General features: G+C 61.6%; 15 protein-coding genes. 10 read left to right on the top strand and 5 right to left on the bottom strand.

The features are described 5' to 3' along the window. Positions 1-9: 9 nt before the first annotated feature. The 3 genes from IG616_RS05560 to IG616_RS05550 are packed head-to-tail and all read right to left on the bottom strand — an operon-like array spanning position 10 to position 6,637. Positions 10-885, bottom strand: coding sequence for a transglutaminase family protein (locus IG616_RS05560; protein WP_192147135.1), 876 nt, complete (start codon positions 883-885; stop codon positions 10-12). Between the two features lie 8 nt (positions 886-893). Further along, positions 894-3,299 (bottom strand): circularly permuted type 2 ATP-grasp protein, encoded by a 2,406-nt coding sequence (locus IG616_RS05555; RefSeq protein ID WP_192147134.1) that lies wholly within the window; start codon positions 3,297-3,299, stop codon positions 894-896. 2 nt (positions 3,300-3,301) lie between these two features. Beyond that, entirely contained in the window at positions 3,302-6,637 is a 3,336-nt protein-coding gene (locus tag IG616_RS05550; protein WP_192147133.1) for a transglutaminase family protein, read from the bottom strand. 277 nt (positions 6,638-6,914) lie between these two features. On the opposite strand from IG616_RS05550, the gene IG616_RS05545 reads away from it, so the two are divergent. Then, positions 6,915-7,832: a LysR family transcriptional regulator gene (locus tag IG616_RS05545; RefSeq protein ID WP_192147132.1), complete on the top strand. Its 918-nt coding sequence runs from the start codon at positions 6,915-6,917 to the stop codon at positions 7,830-7,832. A 168-nt stretch (positions 7,833-8,000) separates the two neighbouring features. Next, complete coding sequence (locus IG616_RS05540; protein WP_192147131.1) at positions 8,001-9,392, top strand: amidase; 1,392 nt, start codon at positions 8,001-8,003, stop codon at positions 9,390-9,392. Between the two features lie 32 nt (positions 9,393-9,424). On the opposite strand, the gene IG616_RS05535 is transcribed toward IG616_RS05540, so the two are convergent. After that, positions 9,425-10,237, bottom strand: a complete 813-nt coding sequence (locus IG616_RS05535; RefSeq protein ID WP_192147130.1) for an IclR family transcriptional regulator — start codon at positions 10,235-10,237, stop codon at positions 9,425-9,427. Between the two features lie 195 nt (positions 10,238-10,432). Between IG616_RS05535 and IG616_RS05530 the strand changes: the two genes are divergently transcribed. The 7 genes from IG616_RS05530 to IG616_RS05500 all read left to right on the top strand — a co-directional run bounded on the left by IG616_RS05530 (position 10,433) and on the right by IG616_RS05500 (position 19,707). After that, complete coding sequence (locus IG616_RS05530; protein WP_192147129.1) at positions 10,433-11,965, top strand: M81 family metallopeptidase; 1,533 nt, start codon at positions 10,433-10,435, stop codon at positions 11,963-11,965. 118 nt (positions 11,966-12,083) lie between these two features. Then, positions 12,084-13,727 (top strand): ABC transporter substrate-binding protein, encoded by a 1,644-nt coding sequence (locus IG616_RS05525; RefSeq protein WP_192147128.1) that lies wholly within the window; start codon positions 12,084-12,086, stop codon positions 13,725-13,727. A gap of 92 nt (positions 13,728-13,819) precedes the next feature. Then, positions 13,820-14,761: an ABC transporter permease gene (locus tag IG616_RS05520; RefSeq protein ID WP_192147127.1), complete on the top strand. Its 942-nt coding sequence runs from the start codon at positions 13,820-13,822 to the stop codon at positions 14,759-14,761. Continuing rightward, entirely contained in the window at positions 14,761-15,645 is an 885-nt protein-coding gene (locus tag IG616_RS05515; RefSeq protein ID WP_192147126.1) for an ABC transporter permease, read from the top strand. The genes IG616_RS05520 and IG616_RS05515 overlap by 1 nt, the downstream gene beginning before the upstream one ends. A 3-nt stretch (positions 15,646-15,648) precedes the next feature. Next, positions 15,649-17,316: an ABC transporter ATP-binding protein gene (locus IG616_RS05510; protein ID WP_192147125.1), complete on the top strand. Its 1,668-nt coding sequence runs from the start codon at positions 15,649-15,651 to the stop codon at positions 17,314-17,316. Positions 17,317-17,375: 59 nt separating this feature from the next. Next, on the top strand, positions 17,376-18,536 hold the full coding sequence (locus IG616_RS05505) for a M20 aminoacylase family protein (RefSeq protein ID WP_192147124.1): 1,161 nt from the start codon (positions 17,376-17,378) through the stop codon (positions 18,534-18,536). A 40-nt stretch (positions 18,537-18,576) separates the two neighbouring features. After that, positions 18,577-19,707, top strand: coding sequence for a M20/M25/M40 family metallo-hydrolase (locus IG616_RS05500; RefSeq protein WP_192147123.1), 1,131 nt, complete (start codon positions 18,577-18,579; stop codon positions 19,705-19,707). 263 nt (positions 19,708-19,970) lie between these two features. Here the strand turns inward: IG616_RS05500 and IG616_RS05495 are convergent, their stop codons facing one another. Continuing rightward, positions 19,971-20,633: a flavin reductase family protein gene (locus tag IG616_RS05495; RefSeq protein ID WP_192147122.1), complete on the bottom strand. Its 663-nt coding sequence runs from the start codon at positions 20,631-20,633 to the stop codon at positions 19,971-19,973. Between the two features lie 253 nt (positions 20,634-20,886). On the opposite strand from IG616_RS05495, the gene IG616_RS05490 reads away from it, so the two are divergent. Then, positions 20,887-21,051, top strand: a complete 165-nt coding sequence (locus IG616_RS05490; RefSeq protein WP_192147121.1) for a hypothetical protein — start codon at positions 20,887-20,889, stop codon at positions 21,049-21,051. Positions 21,052-21,148: the final 97 nt, after the last annotated feature.

Below are 21,148 nucleotides of genomic sequence, written 5' to 3'. Positions count from 1 at the left end.
GACGGGAGATCAGCCCGCGATCATATCCACGGCTTGGGTGGTTGTCTGCGAACCTGCGGTGCGAAGGGCACCCTTGACCGGCGCGACATCGAAATAGTCACGTCCACGGGCGATAACCACATGATCCAGCCCTGCGCGCATGGCATTGGTCGGGTCAAATTCAACCCAGCCCATGGAGCTGCCGCACCAGGCCATGACCCAGGCATGCATGGCATCGGCACCTTCCAGCCGGGGCTGGCCTTCCGGTGGAATGGTGCGAAGAAAGCCGCTTACGTAACCGGCCGGAATGCCGAGATCGCGCAGGGCGGAGATGGCAATGTGGGTATAGTCCTGGCAGACCCCCCGGCGTCCCTTGAAGGACTTAAGCACGGGCGTATCGACCGTGGTCGCTTCCGGATCGAAGGTCATCTCGCTATGAATAGCCATGCAGACTGCATCGGCGATGGCCAGTACGGACTGCCCTTCCTTTATGAGTCCCCGCGCCCAGTCGCCGATTTCCGTATCGCGCTCTATGCGCGGCGAGTTGAAACGGAAATTGTGGGGGGAGAGCCCAGCCACGGACTGAAAGCTGTCAAGTTCATCAGCCAGTCCAGCAAGATCGGGAGATTCGTCCAGGAAATTGTTGGGCTCCTGCCGTTCCACCCGCGACTTCATCACGAAGACGGTCTCCGACACAGGGTCGCTGAAGGCGATATCGACACAGCCATTGCCGAAGAAATCCTGCCGCCCGAGGCGTTCACAAGGCTGCGGTTCGATAGACAGGTTGCTCAGGATGACCCGCTGCTCTCCCGGCAGATCCGCGGGGATCATGCGCAGGATCTGATGATCAGCATCGGCCATGCTGTCGTAGGAATAGGTGATGCGGAGCGTGATATCGTAGATCAAGGCTGCACCTAACCGAGATAGGAGCGGGATAGAAGAGCCGAGAATTGCGCGGTTTCCGCGGCAATTCCGTTGAGCCTTTCCGGCGTCACTTCTTCAGGCGAGGACACCGCGAGTTCTGTTTCCAGCGTCATGACATTGCGCAGCAAAGGAGGCACGGCAGCACCATGGTCATCGGCGACCGGCAGGAAACCCAGATGCTCCTTGATGGCCTGAAGCTGATACAGCACCGAGCGCGGGTTCATGGCATCCAGAAGCAAAAGGTCGATCACCGTGTTGCGGCTGGTCGACACGGCATAGCGGCGGCGGTGGGTCATGATGGAATCCCCCGCCTCAATCGCCAGATCCAGCGCACCTTCCGGAGCATCCGGATGGGTAAAGCCGGCCAGAAAGCCGGAGGTGGCCCAGGTCCGCTCGATGGCGCGGCCGATGGTCAGGAAACGCCAGCCGATAAACCGGTACATGTTCTCATGCACCAGACCTGTAAAGCCGGAAATCTTGCGCAACAGGACGCCCATGGCCCGGGCCGTATCGTCACCGGGCTTGAGCCTTGGCGCCATGGACTGGACGGTCTGGAGCAGATCGGCAAGAGCGTTCCAGCCATCTGTCGAGAAGCGGTCACGGATCTGACCGGCACTGGCGAGCGCCGCGCTGATATCGCTGATCAGACCGGCCGGCAGCGGCTCTGCCGGAGAAAGCCCAAGCCCTTCCAGATGGGTGGCCAGGAACGCCGAAAGGGGCAGATCTGCGAGATCCGTCTCGGCAAGGCGCAGATGATAGGCCCGGAGCAACCGCATTTTTTCTTCTGCCCGTTCCACATACCGGCCGAGCCAGAAAAGATTGTCGGCAGCCCGGCTGGGCAGGACGCCAAGTGTGCTGCGGTGGAAAGGCTTGTCAGGCTGCTCAAGCAGGGTTTCGTTCTTCACGGGCTCCTTAGCCACCACCCACACATCGCAGACGGAACCGCCGCGTTGCATGGAAATGTCCGTGCTGCTGCCGGAGTGGCCAATACGGGCGAAGCCGCCAGGCATGACCTGCCAGCCGTCCGGTGTGCGGGCCAGGAAAACACGCAGGCTCATGGGCCGGGGTTCAAGCCTGCCGTTAACAAGCGCTGGTGCGGTCGACAGGGAGACGATCTCCTGCGCAGCCAGCTTTTCTGCTTTTGCGTCAATCCACTCCGGTGCGACCAAGCCGCCATCCGTGGTGCGTCCGCCGATTACCACCTGATCGCCATGATCGAAGGGCAGGCGGGTCGACAGGGCATCGTCAATCGTCATCCGCTCCGCGTTGGCCTTCACATAGTCCCTTGCGCGCGCGCCGCCGCACCACCAGGTCGCGATGTTTGGCAGCTGCAGCGGCCGGCCGTTGAAGTGCTCGGCGATACCCGGCATGAAGGCCATGAGCGCACGCATCTCAAGCACACCGGAGCCCAGGGCGTTGATCATCGTGAAGGAGCCTGCCCGCAAGGCGGACAGAAGGCCGGGCGTGCCAAGACGCGACATTTCCTCCAGTTCCAGAGGATCGGACCAGATCGAATCCAAGCGCCGCCAGAGCACGGAGACCGGGCGCAAGCCCGCGACGGTACGCACCATCAGCTCGCCGTCGCGCACAGCCATATCCTGTCCCTGCACCAGCATGAAGCCGAGATAGCGGGCGATATAGGCATGCTCGAAATAGGTGTCGTTCATCGGCCCGGGGCTGAGGATCGCCACCCGGCTGCTGTCATCGGGCCGCATGTTGAGCAGGGTGTCCCGGAATGTCCGGAAGAAGCCAGCGAGACGCTCCACATTCGAGCGGGTCATCATGCCCGGAAAACTGCGCGAGATCGCCATCCGGGTTTCAAGGGCAAAGCCCGCACCTGACGGCGCCTGTGTCCGGTCGCCCAGAACCCACCACTGGCCATCGGGTCCACGTCCAATGTCGAAGGCAATAAAATGCAGGTAATGGCCGCCGCGTGGCGGCACACCGGCCATAGGCCGCAGCCATTCCGGGTTTGCTGCCAGAAGTGATGGCGGCAGGCGGCCTTCGGCCACTAGCCGGTTGGGGCCATAGACATCCGCCATGACCTGTTCCAGAAGGTCTGCCCGTTCGACCAGGCCCGCCGCGATCTCCGCCCATTCGTCTTCATCGATCAGGAGGGGAACGTGGCTGAGCGGCCATTCGCGTTCCGTGTCATCGCCCGGCCCATAGTGGCGGAAGAACACACCGGCATCGCGCAGATATTGATTGCCGCGAGACAGACTTAGTTCCAGCGCCTCTTCGGGAAGCTGCGCCAGCTCCCGCAGGAAAGACTGCCAGACGGGACGCACCGCACCGCTGGAATCCATCAGCTCATCGGAAATACCCGGCACTGTCTTGTAGGTGCCGAGCAAGTCGCCGTAGTCGCTGATACAGGCCGGGTCCGGTCTGGTGTTCATGGTCAGATGCCTGCCTTCCGGCGCATGTCGAGTGTCATTGGAAATTCCTCATGGGAGTATTCCACCTGCGGCCAGTAACCTCCGGGCGTGTGGCCGTGCTTTTCGAACCGGGCCAGGCGGCGGGCTTCCGCCTCATTGGCATTGACCGGGAAAACATCGTAGTTCCGGCCGCCCGGATGAGCGACATGATAGACGCATCCGCCCAGTGCCCGTCCAGACCAGGTGTCGAATACGTCAAATGTGAGCGGTGCGTCAATTGGCAGAACCGGATGCATTGCCATGGCAGGCTGCCAGGCCTTGTAGCGAACGCCCGCCACAGAAACACCGTTGGTTGCCGTCTTTTTGAGTGGCACTTTCCGCTGGTTGCAAGTGACAATGTAGCGGTCCGGATTGGCCGTGGTCAGCTTGACCTGCAGCCGCTCAGTTGAGCTGTCCGTGTAGCGGACCGTGCCGCCAATCGCGCCGGTTTCCCCCAGCACATGCCAGGGCTCAAGGGCCTGGCGAAGCTCCAGATGCACGCCCTCCAGTTCGATTTCGCCGCAGAAGGGGAAGCGGAACTCGCACTGGGCTTCGTACCACTCGGGTCTGAAGGCAAAGCCATGGGTCTTGAGGTCCGCAAGCACATCCAGGAAATCCTCCCAGATGAAATGGGGCAGCATGAACCGGTCATGGAGGCTGGTGCCCCAGCGGCTGAAGGTGCCAGTGGCTGGCGCTTTCCATAACCGGGCGATCAGGCCACGGATCAGCAACTGCTGGGCAAGGCTCATGCGGGCATCCGGCGGCATCTCGAAACCCCGGAATTCCACCAGACCGAGGCGTCCGGTCGGGCCATCGGGGGAATAAAGCTTGTCGATGCAGATCTCCGCCCGGTGCGTGTTGCCGGTGACGTCGGTCAGAAGGTTGCGCAGCAGCCGGTCCGTCAGCCAGGGCAGCGGCGGAACGCCATTGTCCGGATGGGGGATCTGGTCGAGCGCGATCTCCAGCTCATAAAGACCGTCATGGCGGGCCTCGTCGATGCGCGGAGCCTGGCTGGTCGGCCCAATGAACAGGCCGGAGAACAGGTAGGACAGGCTCGGGTGCCGCTGCCAATGGAGGATCAGTGAGCGCAACAGGTCCGGACGGCGCAGGAACGGGCTGTCCATGGGCGTTGCCCCGCCAACAACCACATGATTGCCGCCGCCGGTGCCCACATGCTTGCCGTCGATCATGAACTTGTCCGCGCCGAGCCGAGACTGGCGGGCTTCCTCATAAACCGCGTTGGTGATCTCGACGCAGTCCTGCCAGTTCGAGGCCGGGTGAATATTGACCTCGATGACGCCCGGATCGGGCGCGACCCGGATCACATTGATGCGCGGATCATGGGGCGGAGCATAGCCTTCGATATGCACCTTGAGACCCAGGGTCTCGGCAGCTTTTTCCGCGGCCTCAAGCAGTTCCAGGTAGTCTTCCACCCGCTCCACCGGCGGCATGAAGACACACAGCCGCCCGTCGCGCGGTTCGACGGCAAGGGCCGTGCGCACGGACGAGGACGACAGGTCGAGATGCTGCTCGACCCGGTCCTGCAGCTCACCGCCCGGCGTGAAATGCGCGCGCTTCTGATCGGGATCCGCCGCTGCCGGGATCTCCGGTTTCAGCCGGTCCGGTAGAGGCGGCCGGGGGACGGTCGGGTCGGCGGTGTTCACATAGGGATACTGGGAGGGCGGCACAAAGGGCAGGGCGCCGAGCGGCAGGCGGTAGCCCACAGGACTATCGCCCGGCACGAGAAAAACATGACCGCGCCGTGGTTTCCATTTTTCCGACTGCCAGCGGCGGTGATCCCGCGCCTGTGTCTGCCAGCGCTGGATCGGCAAGACGAAACCCGCCGGCTCGGTCAGGCCACGGGCAAAGACCTTCGCGATCCTGTACCGTTCTTCCGGGTCCTTCAGCTTGGAGTTCTCCGGTGTGACATTTTCCGGCAGATTGGCTTCCTTCAGCACCCATTCCGCAGGGTCCTCGAAGGCGGGCACAGCATTATCCGGATCCACCATCAGCTGGCTGGCGATTTCCCGGACGAGATTTCCCGCATCCCCGGCGGTGACGCCAGTGTCTTCCTTCTCTGCCGCAATCAGCTCCGGCTTCGACCAGACAGGCTTTCCATCCCGGCGCCAGTAAAGCGAGAAGGTCCAGCGGGGCAGGGTTTCGCCCGGATACCATTTGCCCTGGCCGTAATGCAGGAAGCCGCCCGGCGCGAAACGTTCACGCAGGCGGCGGATCAGCTGGTCTGCGAGGGCCCGCTTCTGCGGGCCAACCGCATCCGTGTTCCATTCCGGCGATTCAAAATCATCGATGGAGACGAAGGTCGGCTCCCCGCCCATGGTCAGCCGGGTGTCGCCCGCCTCCAGGGCCGCATCCACTTTGCGGCCCAGCTCATCGAGAGCGGACCAGCTTTCTTCCGAGAACGGCTTGGTGATGCGCGGGTGCTCGGCAACACGGGAGACCTGCATGTCGAAGCTGAAATCCACCTCGGCGTAGCTGGCGACGCCGGAGATCGGTGCGGCATTTCGGTAATGCGGCGTGGCCGAGAGGGGAATATGGCTTTCGCCGGTCAGAAGTCCGGAGGTCGGGTCCAGGCCGATCCAGCCGGCGCCCGGCAGGTAGACCTCGCACCAGGCATGGAGATCGGTGAAGTCGTGATCTGTACCCGCAGGGCCATCGAGGGAAATAAGATCCGGCTTCAGCTGGATCAGATAGCCGGAGACAAAGCGGGCGGCAAAACCCAGATGCCGGAGCACATGAACGAGCAGCCAGCTTGTGTCCCGGCAGGAGCCTTTGCCCACTGTCAGGGTTTCTTCGGGCGTCTGCACGCCCGGCTCCATGCGGATCACATAGTCGATCTCCTGCGACAGGCGGGCATTCAGCCCGACGATCACATCGACCGTCCGCCGGGGTGTCTTGTCGACGCTCTCCAGAAGCGCAGCGAGTTTCGGTCCCGCGGGCTCCGCCTGCCGGTAGATCGACAGATCGTCCTGGATCTCTTCAGGATAGGAGAAAGGCCATTCTTCGGCAGTTTCCTCGACGAAGAAATCGAACGGATTGTAGACGGTCATATCCGCGACGAGATCGACCTCGATCTTCAACTCGCGCACTGGCTCCGGGAAAACATAACGGGCCAGCCAGTTGCCATAGGCATCCTGCTGGTAGTTGACGAAATGGGGGTCTGGACTGACCTTAAGCGAATGGGAAATGACCCGTGTCCGGCTGTGGGGCGCAGGGCGGAGCCGGATGATTTGCGGTCCCAATGTTACGGGTCTGTCGTAGCGGTAGTGGGTTAGATGCCTGATTGCCGCCGTGATCGCCATGCGAAGTCTGCTCCTGGATCGTCTAGGGTCGACAGCCTGTCACTTTTACCTGCCTTACACAAACCAAAACAAAAGTTTTTCGGTTGCTTTTCTAGGCGGAAATTTATCCGGGCAGGTTAAAGATTGGGCAAGCGGATGGAGTCTCGAAGATCTTCGCGAATGGCTTGAATTCGTTATTTCTTTCCCGTTTGCAAGGCATGGTGTTTGTGTGCTGGAGTTGAGATGCGGGGCAGGCCTTCTGCCCTTCAGCCCGCCGGAGTTTTCAGGATCGGACGCCATGCAGCTTCAAGCTATCGCCTATTTCAACGAACTTGCCCGCTGCCGCTCGATACGCGAAGCAGCGCAGAACCTTGGCGTTTCTCCGACCGCCATCAGCCGGCAGCTTGAAAATCTCGAGTATCATTTCGGCGCGCCGCTGGTGGACCGGACCGCCCGCGGGATTGAACTGACCGCAGCCGGTGAGCTTCTGGTGCGGCGCTCGCGAAGCGCCATGAGGGAGTTCGACCTTGCCCGCCAGCTCATCGACGACATGCGCGGCCTCCAGCGCGGGGAGGTGACCGTCTATGTCAACGGAGCAACGGGCGGGGCCATTCTGGCCGGAGTGCTGTCCGGATTCTCAAGAGACTTTCCGGCGATACGGGCCAGGCTTCTGGAAGGGTCCGCCACTGAGGCCCTGAAGGCTGTGCACGAGGGCGATGCCGACATGGCGCTGACCCTGTTTTCCCCTTGCGAGCCGAAGGTCGCCGCCCGCAGCCGTGTTCCGGTCCGGCACGCGGCGATCCTGTCGCCTGCCCATCCTGCTGCCGGATTGCAGGAACTCTCCCTGGAGACACTTTGCGCCTATCCTCTGGCCATGCCGGACACAAGCTTCAGCCTGCGGCAGGCCTTTGAAGAGCGGCTGTCTGCCGCCGGAAGATCACCCGCAGACGTGGTGTTCACGACGCCCTCCGTCACCATCCAGAAGGAACTTGCCCGGCAAGGGGCTGCCATCCTCATCCTGCCGGAGATTTCCGTTGCGCGGGAGGTCCGCTCCGGAGAGCTGGTTGTCCGGCCCTTGGCGAAGGATGCGGCCATCGACACGCTGATCCAGCTGAGCCTTCCGCAGGGGCGTTCCCTGAGCTTTGCCGCCGAAAAGCTTTCTGCCTATCTGGAGGCCCGGTTGCGATCCTATGGAGAAACGGGGCGCATGGGATGAGTGCAACGGAAACCGTAGCACTGCGGTCACAATATCGTCGTTGAATTTACACGGAAAGTTCGGGCAGAGTTTGGATGCAGGCGATGCAAAGCGCCTTCTTCCCCGACTGGAAACCGGTGGCAAACTGCCGGATTTCCCTCCTCTTCCTTGACGTTACCGGATGGTGCAATGAGCGGCTTACTTGATCTTGGAGTGCGCGATCTTCTGAAGGCTTTTTCCGGCAAGACCGTATCGCCGAGCGACTACATGGCAGCGGTCTGCGCAAGGGTGGAGGCGAGCGAGCCGAAGGTGGGCGCGCTCTATGACTACAGGCCAGAACAGGCAATGGCACAGGCGGAAGAGGCGACACAGAGATGGCTCAAGGGCGAGCCGGATGGCGCGCTCGATGGTGTGCCCGTCACGCTGAAGGAGCTGATTGCCACCAAGGGAGATCCGGTCCCCATGGGCACGGCAGCAACCGAACTGGTGCCTGCCGATGCGGATGCGCCGACAGCCGCAAGGCTCAAGGAAGATGGCGCGATCATCTTCGCCAAGACCACTTGTCCCGATTACGGCATGCTGAGCTCCGGGCTTTCCACCTTCCACCAGCTGAGCCGCAATCCATGGGATCTCAGCACCAATCCGGGCGGGTCCAGCGCCGGAGCGGCCTCCGCCGGGGCTGCCGGCTACGGTCCCTTGCATATTGGAACCGACATTGGCGGGTCCGTGCGGCTGCCCGCTGGCTGGACCGGGCTTTTCGGCTTCAAGCCGACCCAGGGGCGGGTGCCGGTCTATCCCTATTATCCGGGCCGCTGCGTTGGCCCGATGACCCGTACCGTCGATGACAGTCTCATGGTCATGCCGGTCATTACGCGGCCGGACTGGCGCGATGCAACCTCCGTTCCCTTTGAGGCACTCGACTATGATGTTGCTTCTGCAAATGTGAAGGGCATGAAAATCGGGCTGATCCTGGACGCTGGAACCGGATTGAAGGCCGATCCGGACGTGCGTGATGCGGTGCTCGCCGCTGCCCGCATGTTCGAAGAGCAGGGCGCGGAGATCATCGAACTTGGCCCCTTGCTGACGCGGGAAAATCTGGATGGCCTCGACACGTTCTGGCGTGCCCGGTTCTGGACCCAGATGCAGAAACTGAGCGAAGAGGCGCGCTCGAAGATCCTGCCCTATATTCTGGATTGGGCCAGTGCTGCGGCGGAGATCGACGGGGCTTCTGTCGCGGCAGGCTTCGATCATATGCTCGCCATGCGCCAGTCTTGTGCAAGCGCCTTGAATGGGGTTGATGCCATTCTTTCGCCGGTCAATCCCATCGTCAGCTTTCCGGCGGAATGGGCGTCACCGACGAATGATCCGGCGCTGCCCTTCGAGCATATCTGCTTCACCATGCCCTGGAACATGGGCGACCAGCCGGCCTGTTCCATCAATTGCGGGTTCTCGAAATCGGGCATGCCGATCGGTCTCCAGATCGTCGCGCCACGGTTTGAGGACCTGACCGTGCTGCGCCTTGCCAAGGCCTTCGAGGATTGGCGGGGTCCGATCACCAACTGGCCGGTGATTGCGTCGTGATGCCGGGCGGTACCTGGAGGGCGGCTCCTGCCTTATCCCCGGCTGATGGTCCGGGCGGCCTGGACCAGAAGCGGCGCGAACTGCCGGGTGAAGTCCTCGGGCGTCCATTCGGACAGGGAACCGGCCACATGGATGGCGGCAACGGGCCGTTGCGCCTGATCAAGAATGGCCGCGCCGATGGCGATTTCTCCCGGCAGAACCTGCTCGAGCGCGGTCGCGTAACCGGCTTCGCGGGTTTCCCGGATCTTTTCCTTGAGCGCGCCGAGGTCCGTCAGGGTTTTGGGCGTGACCGCCTTCCTGCGGGAGCGGGTCAGGATGCTGTCGGCTTCGTCCTCTCCAAGCTGGGAGAGAATGGCCCAGCCGCCGGAGACGCAAAACACCGGAACGCTGTAGCCGATGAAGGTCGATGTGAGGATCTCGCGCTTGCTTTGCAGCCGGGAGGCGTAGACCAGCCGCAAATCGTCCCAGATGCTCAGATCGACCCTTTCCCGGACGGCCCGGCGCAATTCGAGCAGGATCGGGGTTGCCTTTACCACGACCGGGTTGAGCCGGAGAAAGTCGAGGGAATGGTCAAGCAGTCTGAGGCCGGGAACATAGCCCCGGTCATCCGGATCGCGGGTGATGTAGCCAAGCGAGCGGAGGGTGAAGACAATCCTCTGGACATTGCTCCGGCCAAGGCCCGTCAGAGAGCTGATTTCCTGCAAGGAAAGCGGCCGGTCGATCTGATGAAAGATCGACAGAACATCCATGGCCCGCGCAATCGACTGAACGAAAAGAGCATCCTTTTCAGTCTCGCCATTCTCTGGCGGTGTTCTGGGCAGCGATCGCAAATAATTTGGGCTCATGGTGCCTTCAAATAAGCCGGTCCGGCGATTGACCAGAGGTTGAAAAACCATCTAGCATGAACATAGATACGACTGTATCGCATAGCGATACTCCGATTCAAGACAAGATTTGGCGCAGCGCGGAACGCAAGACCACCGTCGGGTGGTTCACGGATCCGGTTGAAATGATCTCGGGCAGAGCGGAGGCGGTTTGAAGTGACCAGACGTGTGGCTGTTGCAGGGTTTCTTCATGAAACCAATACCTTCGCACCTTCACCTGCAACATTTTCTCATTTCGAGGAAGGCGGCGGTCACATTCCGCTCAGCCGTGGATCTGAGGTCCTGAGCCACAGCAAGGGTGTCAACATCGGCGTTGCAGGGGCGGTGAGGTTTGCCGAAGAGGCTGGCTGGGAACTGGTGCCGCTGCTTTGGGCCGTCGCCATTCCCTCCGCCCATGTGGAAGAAGACGCCTTCGAACGGATCCTTGGCGAACTGATCGAACGCCTGAAGGCAGCTGGGCCTCTGGACGGGCTTTATATCGATTTGCATGGCGCCATGGTTTGTGATCATCTGGTCGATGGAGAAGGCGAAATCCTTGCCCGTCTTCGCGCCGCGCTCGGACCAGACATTCCGGTTGCCGCCAGTCTGGACCTTCATGGCAATGTGACAGGTAAGATGGTCGACGCCAGCGACGTTATGGTTGCCTACCGCACCTATCCCCATGTGGACATGGCCGAGACCGGCTACCGCACGGCCGTTCAGCTGGACGCACTGATGAGCCGGGGCAAGCCCATCGCAAAGGCCTTCCGTCAGCTCCCGTTCCTGATCCCGATTCCCTGGCAGTGCACGGATATTGAGCCGGCTAAGAGCCTTTATGCAGACCTGGCCGGACTGGAAGCGGGTGAAGTGTTCAGCGCGTCCTTCCTGATGGGCTTTCCGGCGGCCGATTTCGCCGATTGTTGCCCCTCGGTTCTGGTTTACGCTGAGGATGAGGCAGCGGCGGCCGCCGCCGCTCACAGGTTTGTATCCGCAGTTCTGGAGAAGGAAGCGGATTTCAAGGGCGAAGCATATGAGCCGGACGCCTGCGTGGCGCTGGCGCAAAGTCTGAGCCGGGGAGCAGAAAAGCCTGTTGTCATTGCCGATACCCAGGACAATCCCGGAGCCGGAGGGGATTCCAACACCGCGGGAATTCTCCGTGCCCTGGTCGGGGCTGATGCGCAGAAGGCTGCCATCGGGCTGATTGTAGATCCCCAGGCGGCGCAGAAAGCTCATGAAGCCGGTGAGGGGGCTGATGTCACGCTGACCCTCGGCGGCAAGTCCGGCGTTGCCGGAGATGAGCCGTTCACGGCAACTTTCACGGTCGAAAAACTCTCTGACGGGGAATTCACCGCGACCGGCCCGTTCTTCGGCGCCTCGCATATGAGCCTTGGTCCCTCGGCCTGTTTGAAGATTGGCGGTGTTCGGGTGGTTCTCGCAAGCCGCAAGGTGCAGCTTGCCGACCAGTCCATGTACCGGTTTGTCGGGATCGAGCCGACAGAACAGGCCATTCTCGTCAACAAGAGCTCTGTGCATTTCCGGGCGGATTTCACGCCGATTGCCGAAACGATCCTGGTCTGCAAGTCACCGGGACCGATGGCTCTGCTTGCAAGCGATCTGCCGTTTGAAAACCTGAGGGAAGGCATCCGCATGTCCCCGTGCGGCCCAGCTTTCCGCGCGCCTGTGCCGCTGGCGGCGGGACAGGCGCATTGACCGATCCGGGTGCACGGGGCCACTCTTGCGGCCCTGCGCTTCGCCCGCACTCAACCGGCCGGAAACAGGCCGGGAAAAATCAAAACACAAAACATCACCTAACCAGACAGGAAAAGACATGTTGAGTGTAAGAGACAGGGTTCAAAAACAGGCGAAACCGAAAGGCTTCTGGTCCGGCATGACCCACCGGGCAGCCAGTGGTCTCATCGCAGGCGTGCTCCTTGCCGGAACAGGGCTCGGAACAGCAGCACAAGCCGAAGAAAAGGTCATCACCGCGGTGATGCACTCCGGCTTGCGCGTGGTCGATCCGGTGATCACCACCGCCCATATCGTCCGTAACCACGCCTATATGATCTATGACGTGCTTGTCGCCGTGGACGAGAACTTCAAGCCGCAGCCGCAGATGGCCTCCTGGGAAATCTCCCCGGACAAGAAGGTCTATACCTTCACCCTGCGCGACGGCCTGCTGTTCCATGATGGGGCTCCCGTAACAGCTGCCGATGCGGCTGCGTCGCTCAAGCGCTGGGGACAGAAGGACTCCGGTGGTCAGCTGATCTTCGATGTGACCGAAAGCCTGGAGGCCAAGGACGACAAGACCCTCGTCTGGACGCTGAAGGAGCCCTACGCGCCCTTGATCGACACGATCGCGAAACAGTCCGCTCTGCCGCCGTTCATCATGCCGGCCAGTGTGGCAGCGACCCCTGTCGACACTTCCATCACCAGCTTCATCGGGTCTGGTCCGTTCAAGTTCGTTGAGGCTGAGTATCAGCCCGGCGTCAGCGTGACTTACGAGAAGTTCAAGGAATACGTGCCGCGCTCCGAGCCGGCGAGCTGGATGGCCGGTGGCAAGGTTGTCAACGTGGACAAGGTCAAGTGGGTGACCATGCCCGACAGCCAGACGTCCATCAATGCGCTGCTCTCCGGTGAAATCGACTACATGGAACAGGTGCCGGTGGATCTTCTGCCGATCCTGGAGGGAAGTGACGAGGTTGTTGCCGAAGTGCGCGACCCGCTTGGCTACCAGACCATGGGCCGGATGAACTTCCTCTATCCGCCCTTCGACAATGTGAAGGTGCGCAAGGCGGCCCTGATGGCCCTGAGCCAGCAGGAGGTTCTGGGAACGCTGATCGGCAACCCGGACTATTACAAGGTCTGCGGGGCGGTCTTCGGTTGCGGCACGCCGCTGGCGGATGAAACCGGCGCTGAAACCCTGATCAACGGCGGCGACATCGAGGGCGCGAAGAAGGCTCTCGCCGAAAGCGGCTATGACGGCACGCCGGTCATCCTGATGCAGCCGACGGACGTTCCGACCATCTCCGCCCAGCCGATCGTGGCAGCTCAGGCCCTGCGCAATGCCGGCTTCAACGTCGACATGCAGCCGATGGACTGGCAGACGCTGGTGACCCGCCGTGCAAGCCAGTCCAAGCCGTCAGAAGGCGGCTGGAACCTGTTCTTCACCAACTGGGGCGTTCCGGAAATCAACACGCCGCTGATCAACCCGATGCTCAACGGCCGTGGCAATGATGCCTGGTTCGGCTGGCCGACAGATCCGGAACTTGAAGCCCTGCGCAAGGACTTCATCAAGGCGGAAACCCCGGAAGAACAGCTTGCCGTGGCGAAGCTGATCCAGGCCCATGCGCTTGATGTGGTCAACTACATTCCGCTTGGCCAGTATCTCTCGCCTCAGGCCCGCAGCACCAAGCTGGTCGATATGATCCCGTCGCCGGTGCCGGTCTTCTGGAATGTGAAAAAAGAGGACTGACACGCCGCATGTTCAGCCGGGCGGACCGGGGCCTTGTGCTCCGGTCCGCCTGATCCTCCGACCTCAAGATCCTGAAAGGCCCTTGAACGCCGATGATAGGCTATATTTTCCGACGTGTTCTGGCCGTAATACCGGTGATCACCATTGTCGCGGTGTTTGTTTTCCTGCTGCTGCGGCTGACCCCGGGCGACCCGGCTGCCATCATCGCCGGAGATGCGGCAACACCTGCACAGCTTGAAAAGATCCGCACCTCCCTCGGTCTGAACGATCCGCTGCCGGTGCAGTTCGCCACGTGGGTTGGGCATCTATTTCAGGGCGACCTCGGCATCTCGCTGATTTCCAACACCTCCGTGTCCAGCATGATCGCGGACCGGATCTGGCCGACCATCAACATCGCGATCATGACCATCATCCTCTCCGTTCTTCTGGCCGTTCCCATGGGCGTTCTGGCCGCCTGGCGGCACAGGACCTGGGCGGATTACGCAGTGATGAGCTTCTCGGTTCTGGGCTTTTCCGTGCCAGTCTTTGTCATCGGATATATCTTTATTCAGGTTTTCTCCATCGAACTCAGATGGCTGCCGGTGCAGGGCTATACGGCGCCCTCAAAGGATTTCGCCAAGTTCCTGTCCAAGGCGATCCTGCCTTGTCTGACCCTGGCCACCATCTATGTCGCGCTGATTGCCCGCATGACCCGCGCCAGCATGCTGGAAGTGCTGGGCGAGGATTTCGTGCGCACCGCCCGTGCCAAGGGCGTCAGCGAGACAGTGGTCCTGTTCCGCCATGCGCTGCAGAACGCCGCCGTGCCGATCCTGACTATCATCGGAACAGGCTTCGCGTTGCTGATTTCCGGCGTGGTGGTGACAGAGAGTGTCTTCAACATTCCCGGCATCGGACGCCTGACCGTGGATGCCATTCTGGCCCGTGACTATCCGGTGATCCAGGCCATGATCCTTCTGACCAGTGCCATCTACGTCTTCATCAACCTTCTGATCGACGTGTCCTACAGCCTGATTGACCCGAGGATCCGGTACTGATGACAGCTCCTTCTCAAGCCGTGTCCCATCTCCAGCCGGTGCTGCGCCTCCTGTCCTTGCCCCGGCGCATGCGTCTTGGCACCGGGCCGATGATTGCAGCGGTCGTTCTGCTGATCATCGTTCTCGCCTCGCTGTTTGCGCCGCTTTACATTCCCCACGATCCGCTGGCGATCGATGCGCTTCACCGCCTCAAGGGACCGAGCGAGACCTATCCGCTTGGAACTGATGCCTTCGGCCGTGACCTCTTCTCGCGGGTGGTCATGGGCGGGCGGGTGTCTCTGTTCATCGGTGTCGGCGCGGCGCTGGTCAGCGTCGGCCTGGGCCTCATGATCGGTCTCGTTTCCGGGTTCTTCCGCACAGCCGATGCGGTGATCATGCGGATTATGGACAGCCTCATGGCGATCCCGTCGATCCTGCTGGCGATTGCCTTGGTCGCGCTCAACGGGCCAAGCCTCTGGTCCGTGATCTGCGCCATCACCATTCCGGAAATTCCGCGTGTGGTGCGCCTCGTGCGCTCCGTCGTGTTGACCTCCCGCGAAGAGCCCTATGTGGAAGCGGCAATCGCGCTCGGGTCTTCCATGCCGAAGATCCTCTGGCAGCACCTGATGCCCAACACGCTGGCACCGCTGACCGTTCAGGGGACCTATATCTGCGCCTCGGCGATCCTGGTGGAAGCGATCCTGTCCTTCCTGGGAGCAGGCGTCAGCACCGAAATCCCGACCTGGGGCAACATCATGGCCGAGGGCAGGCTCTACTTCCAGATCAAGCCCATGCTGATCTTCTGGCCGGGGCTGATGCTCTCCCTCTGCATCCTGTCGATCAATCTCCTTGGCGACACCGCCCGCGATCTTCTGGATCCGCGTCTGAAGAAACGGGAGGCCTGAGCCATGAAGTTCAGCACAAAATCCTTCGAGGGCGTGCCTCCGGTGCTTTCCATCGAGAACCTGACCGTTGGCCTGACCGGGAACCCAACAGCCAAGCCCGTGCTCAACAGCATTTCCTTTAAGATCAGGGCAGGGGAAACCCTCTGCCTTGTTGGGGAAAGCGGGTCCGGAAAATCCGTCACCTCTCTGGCTGCCATGGGGCTGTTGCCAAAGTCCGCCCTGGAAGTGACCGGCGGCAAGATCCTGCTTCAGGACCGCAACCTTCTGGATCTCAACGGCCGCCAGATGCGCGACATGCGCGCCCGGCATCTCTCCATGGTGTTTCAGGAGCCGATGACGGCTCTGAACCCGGTCATGCGCGTGGGCCAGCAGATCGAGGAAGTGCTCAACACCCACGAGCGGATGTCCGCCAAGGAGAAAAAGCAGCGCGTTCTCGACATCATGGAGCAGGTGCATCTGCCCGATGTCGAACGCATCTACCGCTCCTATCCGCACCAGCTGTCCGGTGGCCAGCGCCAGCGCATCATGATTGCCATGGCGCTGATCCTGGAGCCGCAGTTGCTCATTGCCGATGAGCCGACCACTGCGCTGGATGTGACCACCCAGCGGCAGATCCTCGGCCTGATTGCCGAGCTTCAGGCCAAACACGGCACCGCCGTGCTGTTCATCACCCACGATATGGGTGTGGTGGCCGAGATTGCCGACACGGTTCAGGTCATGAAACATGGGGAGCTGGTGGAACAGGCACCGGTCGAAACGCTTCTGCGCAATCCGCAGATGGACTACACCCGCAAGCTGCTTCAGGCCGTGCCCAGCCTGACCCCGCGCCCGGCCCGGGAAACGGCAGCAGCGGCCTCGGCCCTGACCGTCCAGGGGCTGCGCAAGGTCTATGGCGCCTCCGGATGGCTGGTAAACCGGGAGCCGACCAATGCAGCCCGGGACGTCAGTTTCGAGATCCCGCGTGGCCGGACCCTAGGCATCGTGGGAGAAAGCGGCTCCGGCAAATCTACCGTTGCCCGCTGCATCATGCGGCTGATCGATCCGACGGAGGGTTCGGTCAAGGTGGGGGATCTCGAGATCGCCACCTTGGGCCGGGCAGCCCTCAGGCCCCATCGCCGTCACATCCAGATCGTGTTCCAGGATCCGTTCCGCTCGCTCAATCCGCGCTGGACAGTGGGGCGCAGCCTTGTCGAGGGTCCGCTCAATTGCGGTCAGGATAAGCAGGTGGCCATGGCCAAGGCGCGGGAGCTTCTGGCGCTTGTCGGGCTTCCGGCTGATGCCATCGACCGATATCCGCACCAGTTCTCCGGCGGCCAGCGCCAGCGTATCGCCATTGCCCGCGCGGTCGCCATGGAACCGGATGTGCTGGTGGCCGATGAGGCCGTTTCCGCATTGGACGTCTCGGTGCAGGATCAGGTGCTCAAGCTCTTGGATGAATTGCAGCAAAAGCTCGGGATCGCGATCCTCTTTATCACCCACGATCTCCGGGTCGCAGCCCAGATCTGCGACGATGTCCTTGTCATGCAAAAGGGCCGGGTCGTGGAGCACGACACGGCGGCCAATGTCCTGGGCAATCCCAAACACCCCTACACAAAGGCCCTGATCGAGGCCGCACCCGGCCGGAACTGGGATTTCGCCAATTTCCGCGAGCTCAACGCCGCCTCCGCCTGAGGGACTATCCCTCAGGCTCCAGCCAGACACTTTCTCCTTTCCCTCTCAGGAAACCCACCATGTCCGTTCTTCCGAAAATCGCCGCCTTCACCGATGACCTGGTCGCCCTGCGCCATGATTTCCATGCTCACCCGGAAATCGGGTTCGAGGAGGAGCGCACCTCGGACATCGTCGCCAAGCTCCTCGCCGGTTGGGGCATTGAGGTGCATCGCGGCCTCGGCAAGACCGGCGTCATCGGTGTCCTCGAGGGCAACGGCGGCAGCGGCAAGACAATCGGCCTGCGCGCTGACATGGACGCGCTGCCCATGGATGAGCAGACCAATCTGCCGTTCAGCTCGACGGCTCCGGGCAAGTTCCATGGCTGCGGCCATGACGGCCACACCACCATGCTTCTGGGCGCGGCGCGCTATCTGAGCGAGACCCGGAACTTCAAGGGCAAGGTGGTGTTCATCTTCCAGCCCGCGGAGGAAGGTCTGGGCGGCGCCCGTGCCATGCTGGCGGATGGGTTGTTTGAGAAATTCCCCTGCGATGAAGTCTATGGCATGCACAACAACCCGCTGGCCGCGCCGAACAAGGTGGGCCTGAGGCCCGGCGTTGCCATGGCGGGCGCAACGTCCTTTGACATTGTCATCGAAGGACGCGGCAGCCACGGGGCAGCACCACAGCACTCCAAGGACGCGGTCCTTATCGCGGCCGCCCTGGTGCAGAGCCTCCAGTCCATCGTCAGCCGCAACGTTGAGCCGATCCAGCCGGCGGTGCTGTCCGTCACCCAGATCCATTCGGGCAGCGCCTATAATGTCATTCCGGAAAAGGCGGTCCTCTCCGGCACGATCCGCTATTTCGACGATGGGGTGAAGGAACTTATCTATAGCCGGATCAAGGACATGTGCGCTGGTTTTGCCATCAGCTACGGCGTGGAGGTGACGCCGGACCTGCGCCCGACCTTCTCGGTCCTGCGCAATGATCCGGACCTGTCTGCGGCCTATCTGGAAGCGGCAGCCGATATCGTCGGGACGGAAAACGTCTCCGACCAGTCGGCCCTGGTTCCGGCCAGCGAGGATTTCGCCGACATGCTGAATGTGGTTCCAGGCGCTTATTGCACCGTTGGCCATGCGGGTGGCATCCCGGTTCACAATCCGGGTTTCGTGCTGGATGACGCCATCCTGCCGGTCGGCGCCAGCATCTATGCCCGCATCATCGAGCGCCGCCTCGCCCTCTGAACGGCAGAGCCTTCACCGACGTCAAGATCAGGACAAGACGATGAATTTCAAGGAATTGCCGTTCGATTCTCACCAGATGCTGCAGGGCCTCAGGACCTGGGTGGAATGCGAAAGCCCGACCTTCGATGCCGCCGCCGTCAACCGGATGATGGATCTGGCCGCCTATGAGCTGGCGGCCCTTGGCGCGGAGATCGAGCGCATTCCGGGCCGCATGGGCTTTGGCGGTTCGCTCCGGGCCCGTCTGCCGCACAAGAACAAGGGCACGCCCGGCATCTTGCTCAGTGGCCATCTCGACACGGTGCATCCCATCGGCACCCTGAAGGACCTGCCGTTCCGCGTTGAAGGCAACAAGGCCTATGGGCCGGGCATTCAGGACATGAAGGGCGGCAATTACGTCAGCGTCGAAGCTCTGCGCCAGATACTGGCTGCCGGGCTGGAAACGCCACTGCCGGTCACCGTCCTCTTTACCCCGGATGAGGAAGTCGGTACGCCCTCGACCCGCGACCTGATCGAGAACGAGGCAGCACGCAACAAATATGTGATGGTGCCGGAACCGGCTCGGCCCGACGGTGGCTGTGTCACGGGCCGCTATGCTATTGCCCGGTTCAACGTCAAGACCGTGGGACGCCCGAGCCACGCGGGTTGGGCATTGAAGGATGGCCGCTCCGCCATTGCGGCCATGGCCCGCAAGGTTCTGGAAATCGAGGCCATGACTGGCGAGGACTGCACCTTCAGCGTTGGCGTGATCCACGCGGGGCAGTGGGTCAATTGCGTTTCGTCCTCCTGCGCTGCCGAAGTTCTCTCCATGGCCAAGCGCCAGGAAGATCTGGACGAAGGCGTCAAGCGCATGCTGGCCTTAAGCGATGCCTCCGGTGACGTGATCGTGGAAGTGACCCGGGGCGTGACCCGTCCGGTCTGGGAACCTGATGCGGGCACTCTTGCGCTCTACGAGATCACAAGGTCGCTTGCGAAAGAGATCGGCTTCGACCTGACCCATGCCAGCGCGGGCGGCGGTTCGGACGGCAATTTCACCGGCGCCATGGGCATCCCGACAATCGATTCCATCGGCGTGCGCGGCGCGGGTCTTCACACGCTCAACGAACATATCGAGATCGACAGTCTCACCGAGCGCGCCAAACTGGCAGCTGGCCTGTTTTTGACGCTGACCTGAGGCCTTCGGATTATCCTGATTGCGTAAGGCACCGCGGCGTGCCTTCCGTCAGACTGCTGACAAACTTGCCACCCCTCCACCGTCATCCTCGGCCTTGAGCCGAGGATCTAAACAAGTCAATGGCTTGCAGATGGCCGGGGCAAGCCCGGCCATGACGAACAGGAAAGGGGCCCTTTGTCACCAACCTCGCGGAAGACACGGCGGCGTGCCTTCCGTTTGGTTGAAGTCATGGTTCCTTGTGAGGAACGTCCGGGCCTATCCACTCACTCGGCGGCGGATTTCGCCCCTGTTTTCCTGCCCGCCCATTCCTGAGGTGATAACGTCTTGATATCGAACTGGTCGCGGGTGCGGGCATAGGTGTGGCCGCCCATGCGGCCGACCGCATCCATCAGCTGCTGGTCGATATGGAGGTTTTCCGTGTTGACCGCGTCGCTGCGCACGAAGACGCCGGCGACTTCCCCCAGAATGATTTCCCGGGCAGGGCCGACCTGAAGGGTTGAATGACTGCGGCATTCAAGGGCGGCTGGAGCTGCCAGGATGCGCGGGCTTGCCACCATCTGGCCGGGAACCGTCGCAAGACCTGCTTCCTCCAGTTCATTCACCTCCGGCCCGAACTTGATCGCACAGACCTCCATCTGCTCGACAAGGGCATTGTCGCAAATGTGCACCGTGAACTCGCCGGTCTCGCGGATGTTGCGCGCCGTGTCCTTGAACCGCATGTCCGAATAGTTCTCCACCCCAATGGCGACGATGGCCGGGTCATGGGTCAGGACGTTGAAGAAACTGAAAGGCCCCGCATTCGGCCGGCCATCCTTGCCAACGGTGGTCACCAGCGCAATCGGACGCGGGATCACCGTCCCGATCAGGATCTTGTAGCGCTCCCGCTCGGTCAGTCCGGAGAAATCGAAATGGGTGTGTTCAGTCATTTCATGCTCCGCGGAGGGAAGGGAGTTTGAATGTGCCGATCAGGCGCATCTTTCCGATTTCAACTTACCGTCTATTCCACCGAAGCACACAGTTCATATTAAGTGTCAAGCCCATGATGTTGCGAAGGAAACGTTCTGTACGCGGTTCTGTTCACGCAACTTTTCGTGCGCGTATGGTCGCTTGTGTGCGGGGATCAAAGGGATACTTGATTAAGGGGGTAATGAACTGGATTGGGGAACGCAGAAGGGCGGCATGATGGTTGAAGCAGTCGTCCGGATGCTGATTTCTAAAATGGCGGAGGCGCGCTCGCCCGCTCTCGTCTCTGATGTCATTGAGCAGAAGCTTAAAGCTCGCCGGGAGGAAATCATGCGTCGGCAGAGTAAGGCTGAAGCTGAACTCGCAGAGTTGGAAGCTTAGGCAAACGGGACACTCGTAAGAAATTGCAGGCCCGCCGGGGAAACTCGGCGAGCTTGCATTTTGCCTCCTTGGCGCGAAGATCACTGAAACCAGAGGG

This window comes from Roseibium litorale, assembly GCF_014842915.1.
In the GTDB taxonomy this organism is placed as follows: domain Bacteria; phylum Pseudomonadota; class Alphaproteobacteria; order Rhizobiales; family Stappiaceae; genus Roseibium; species Roseibium litorale.
The sequence above is the reverse complement of the archived record's forward strand: the minus strand, read 5'-3'. Positions and strand labels throughout refer to the sequence as shown.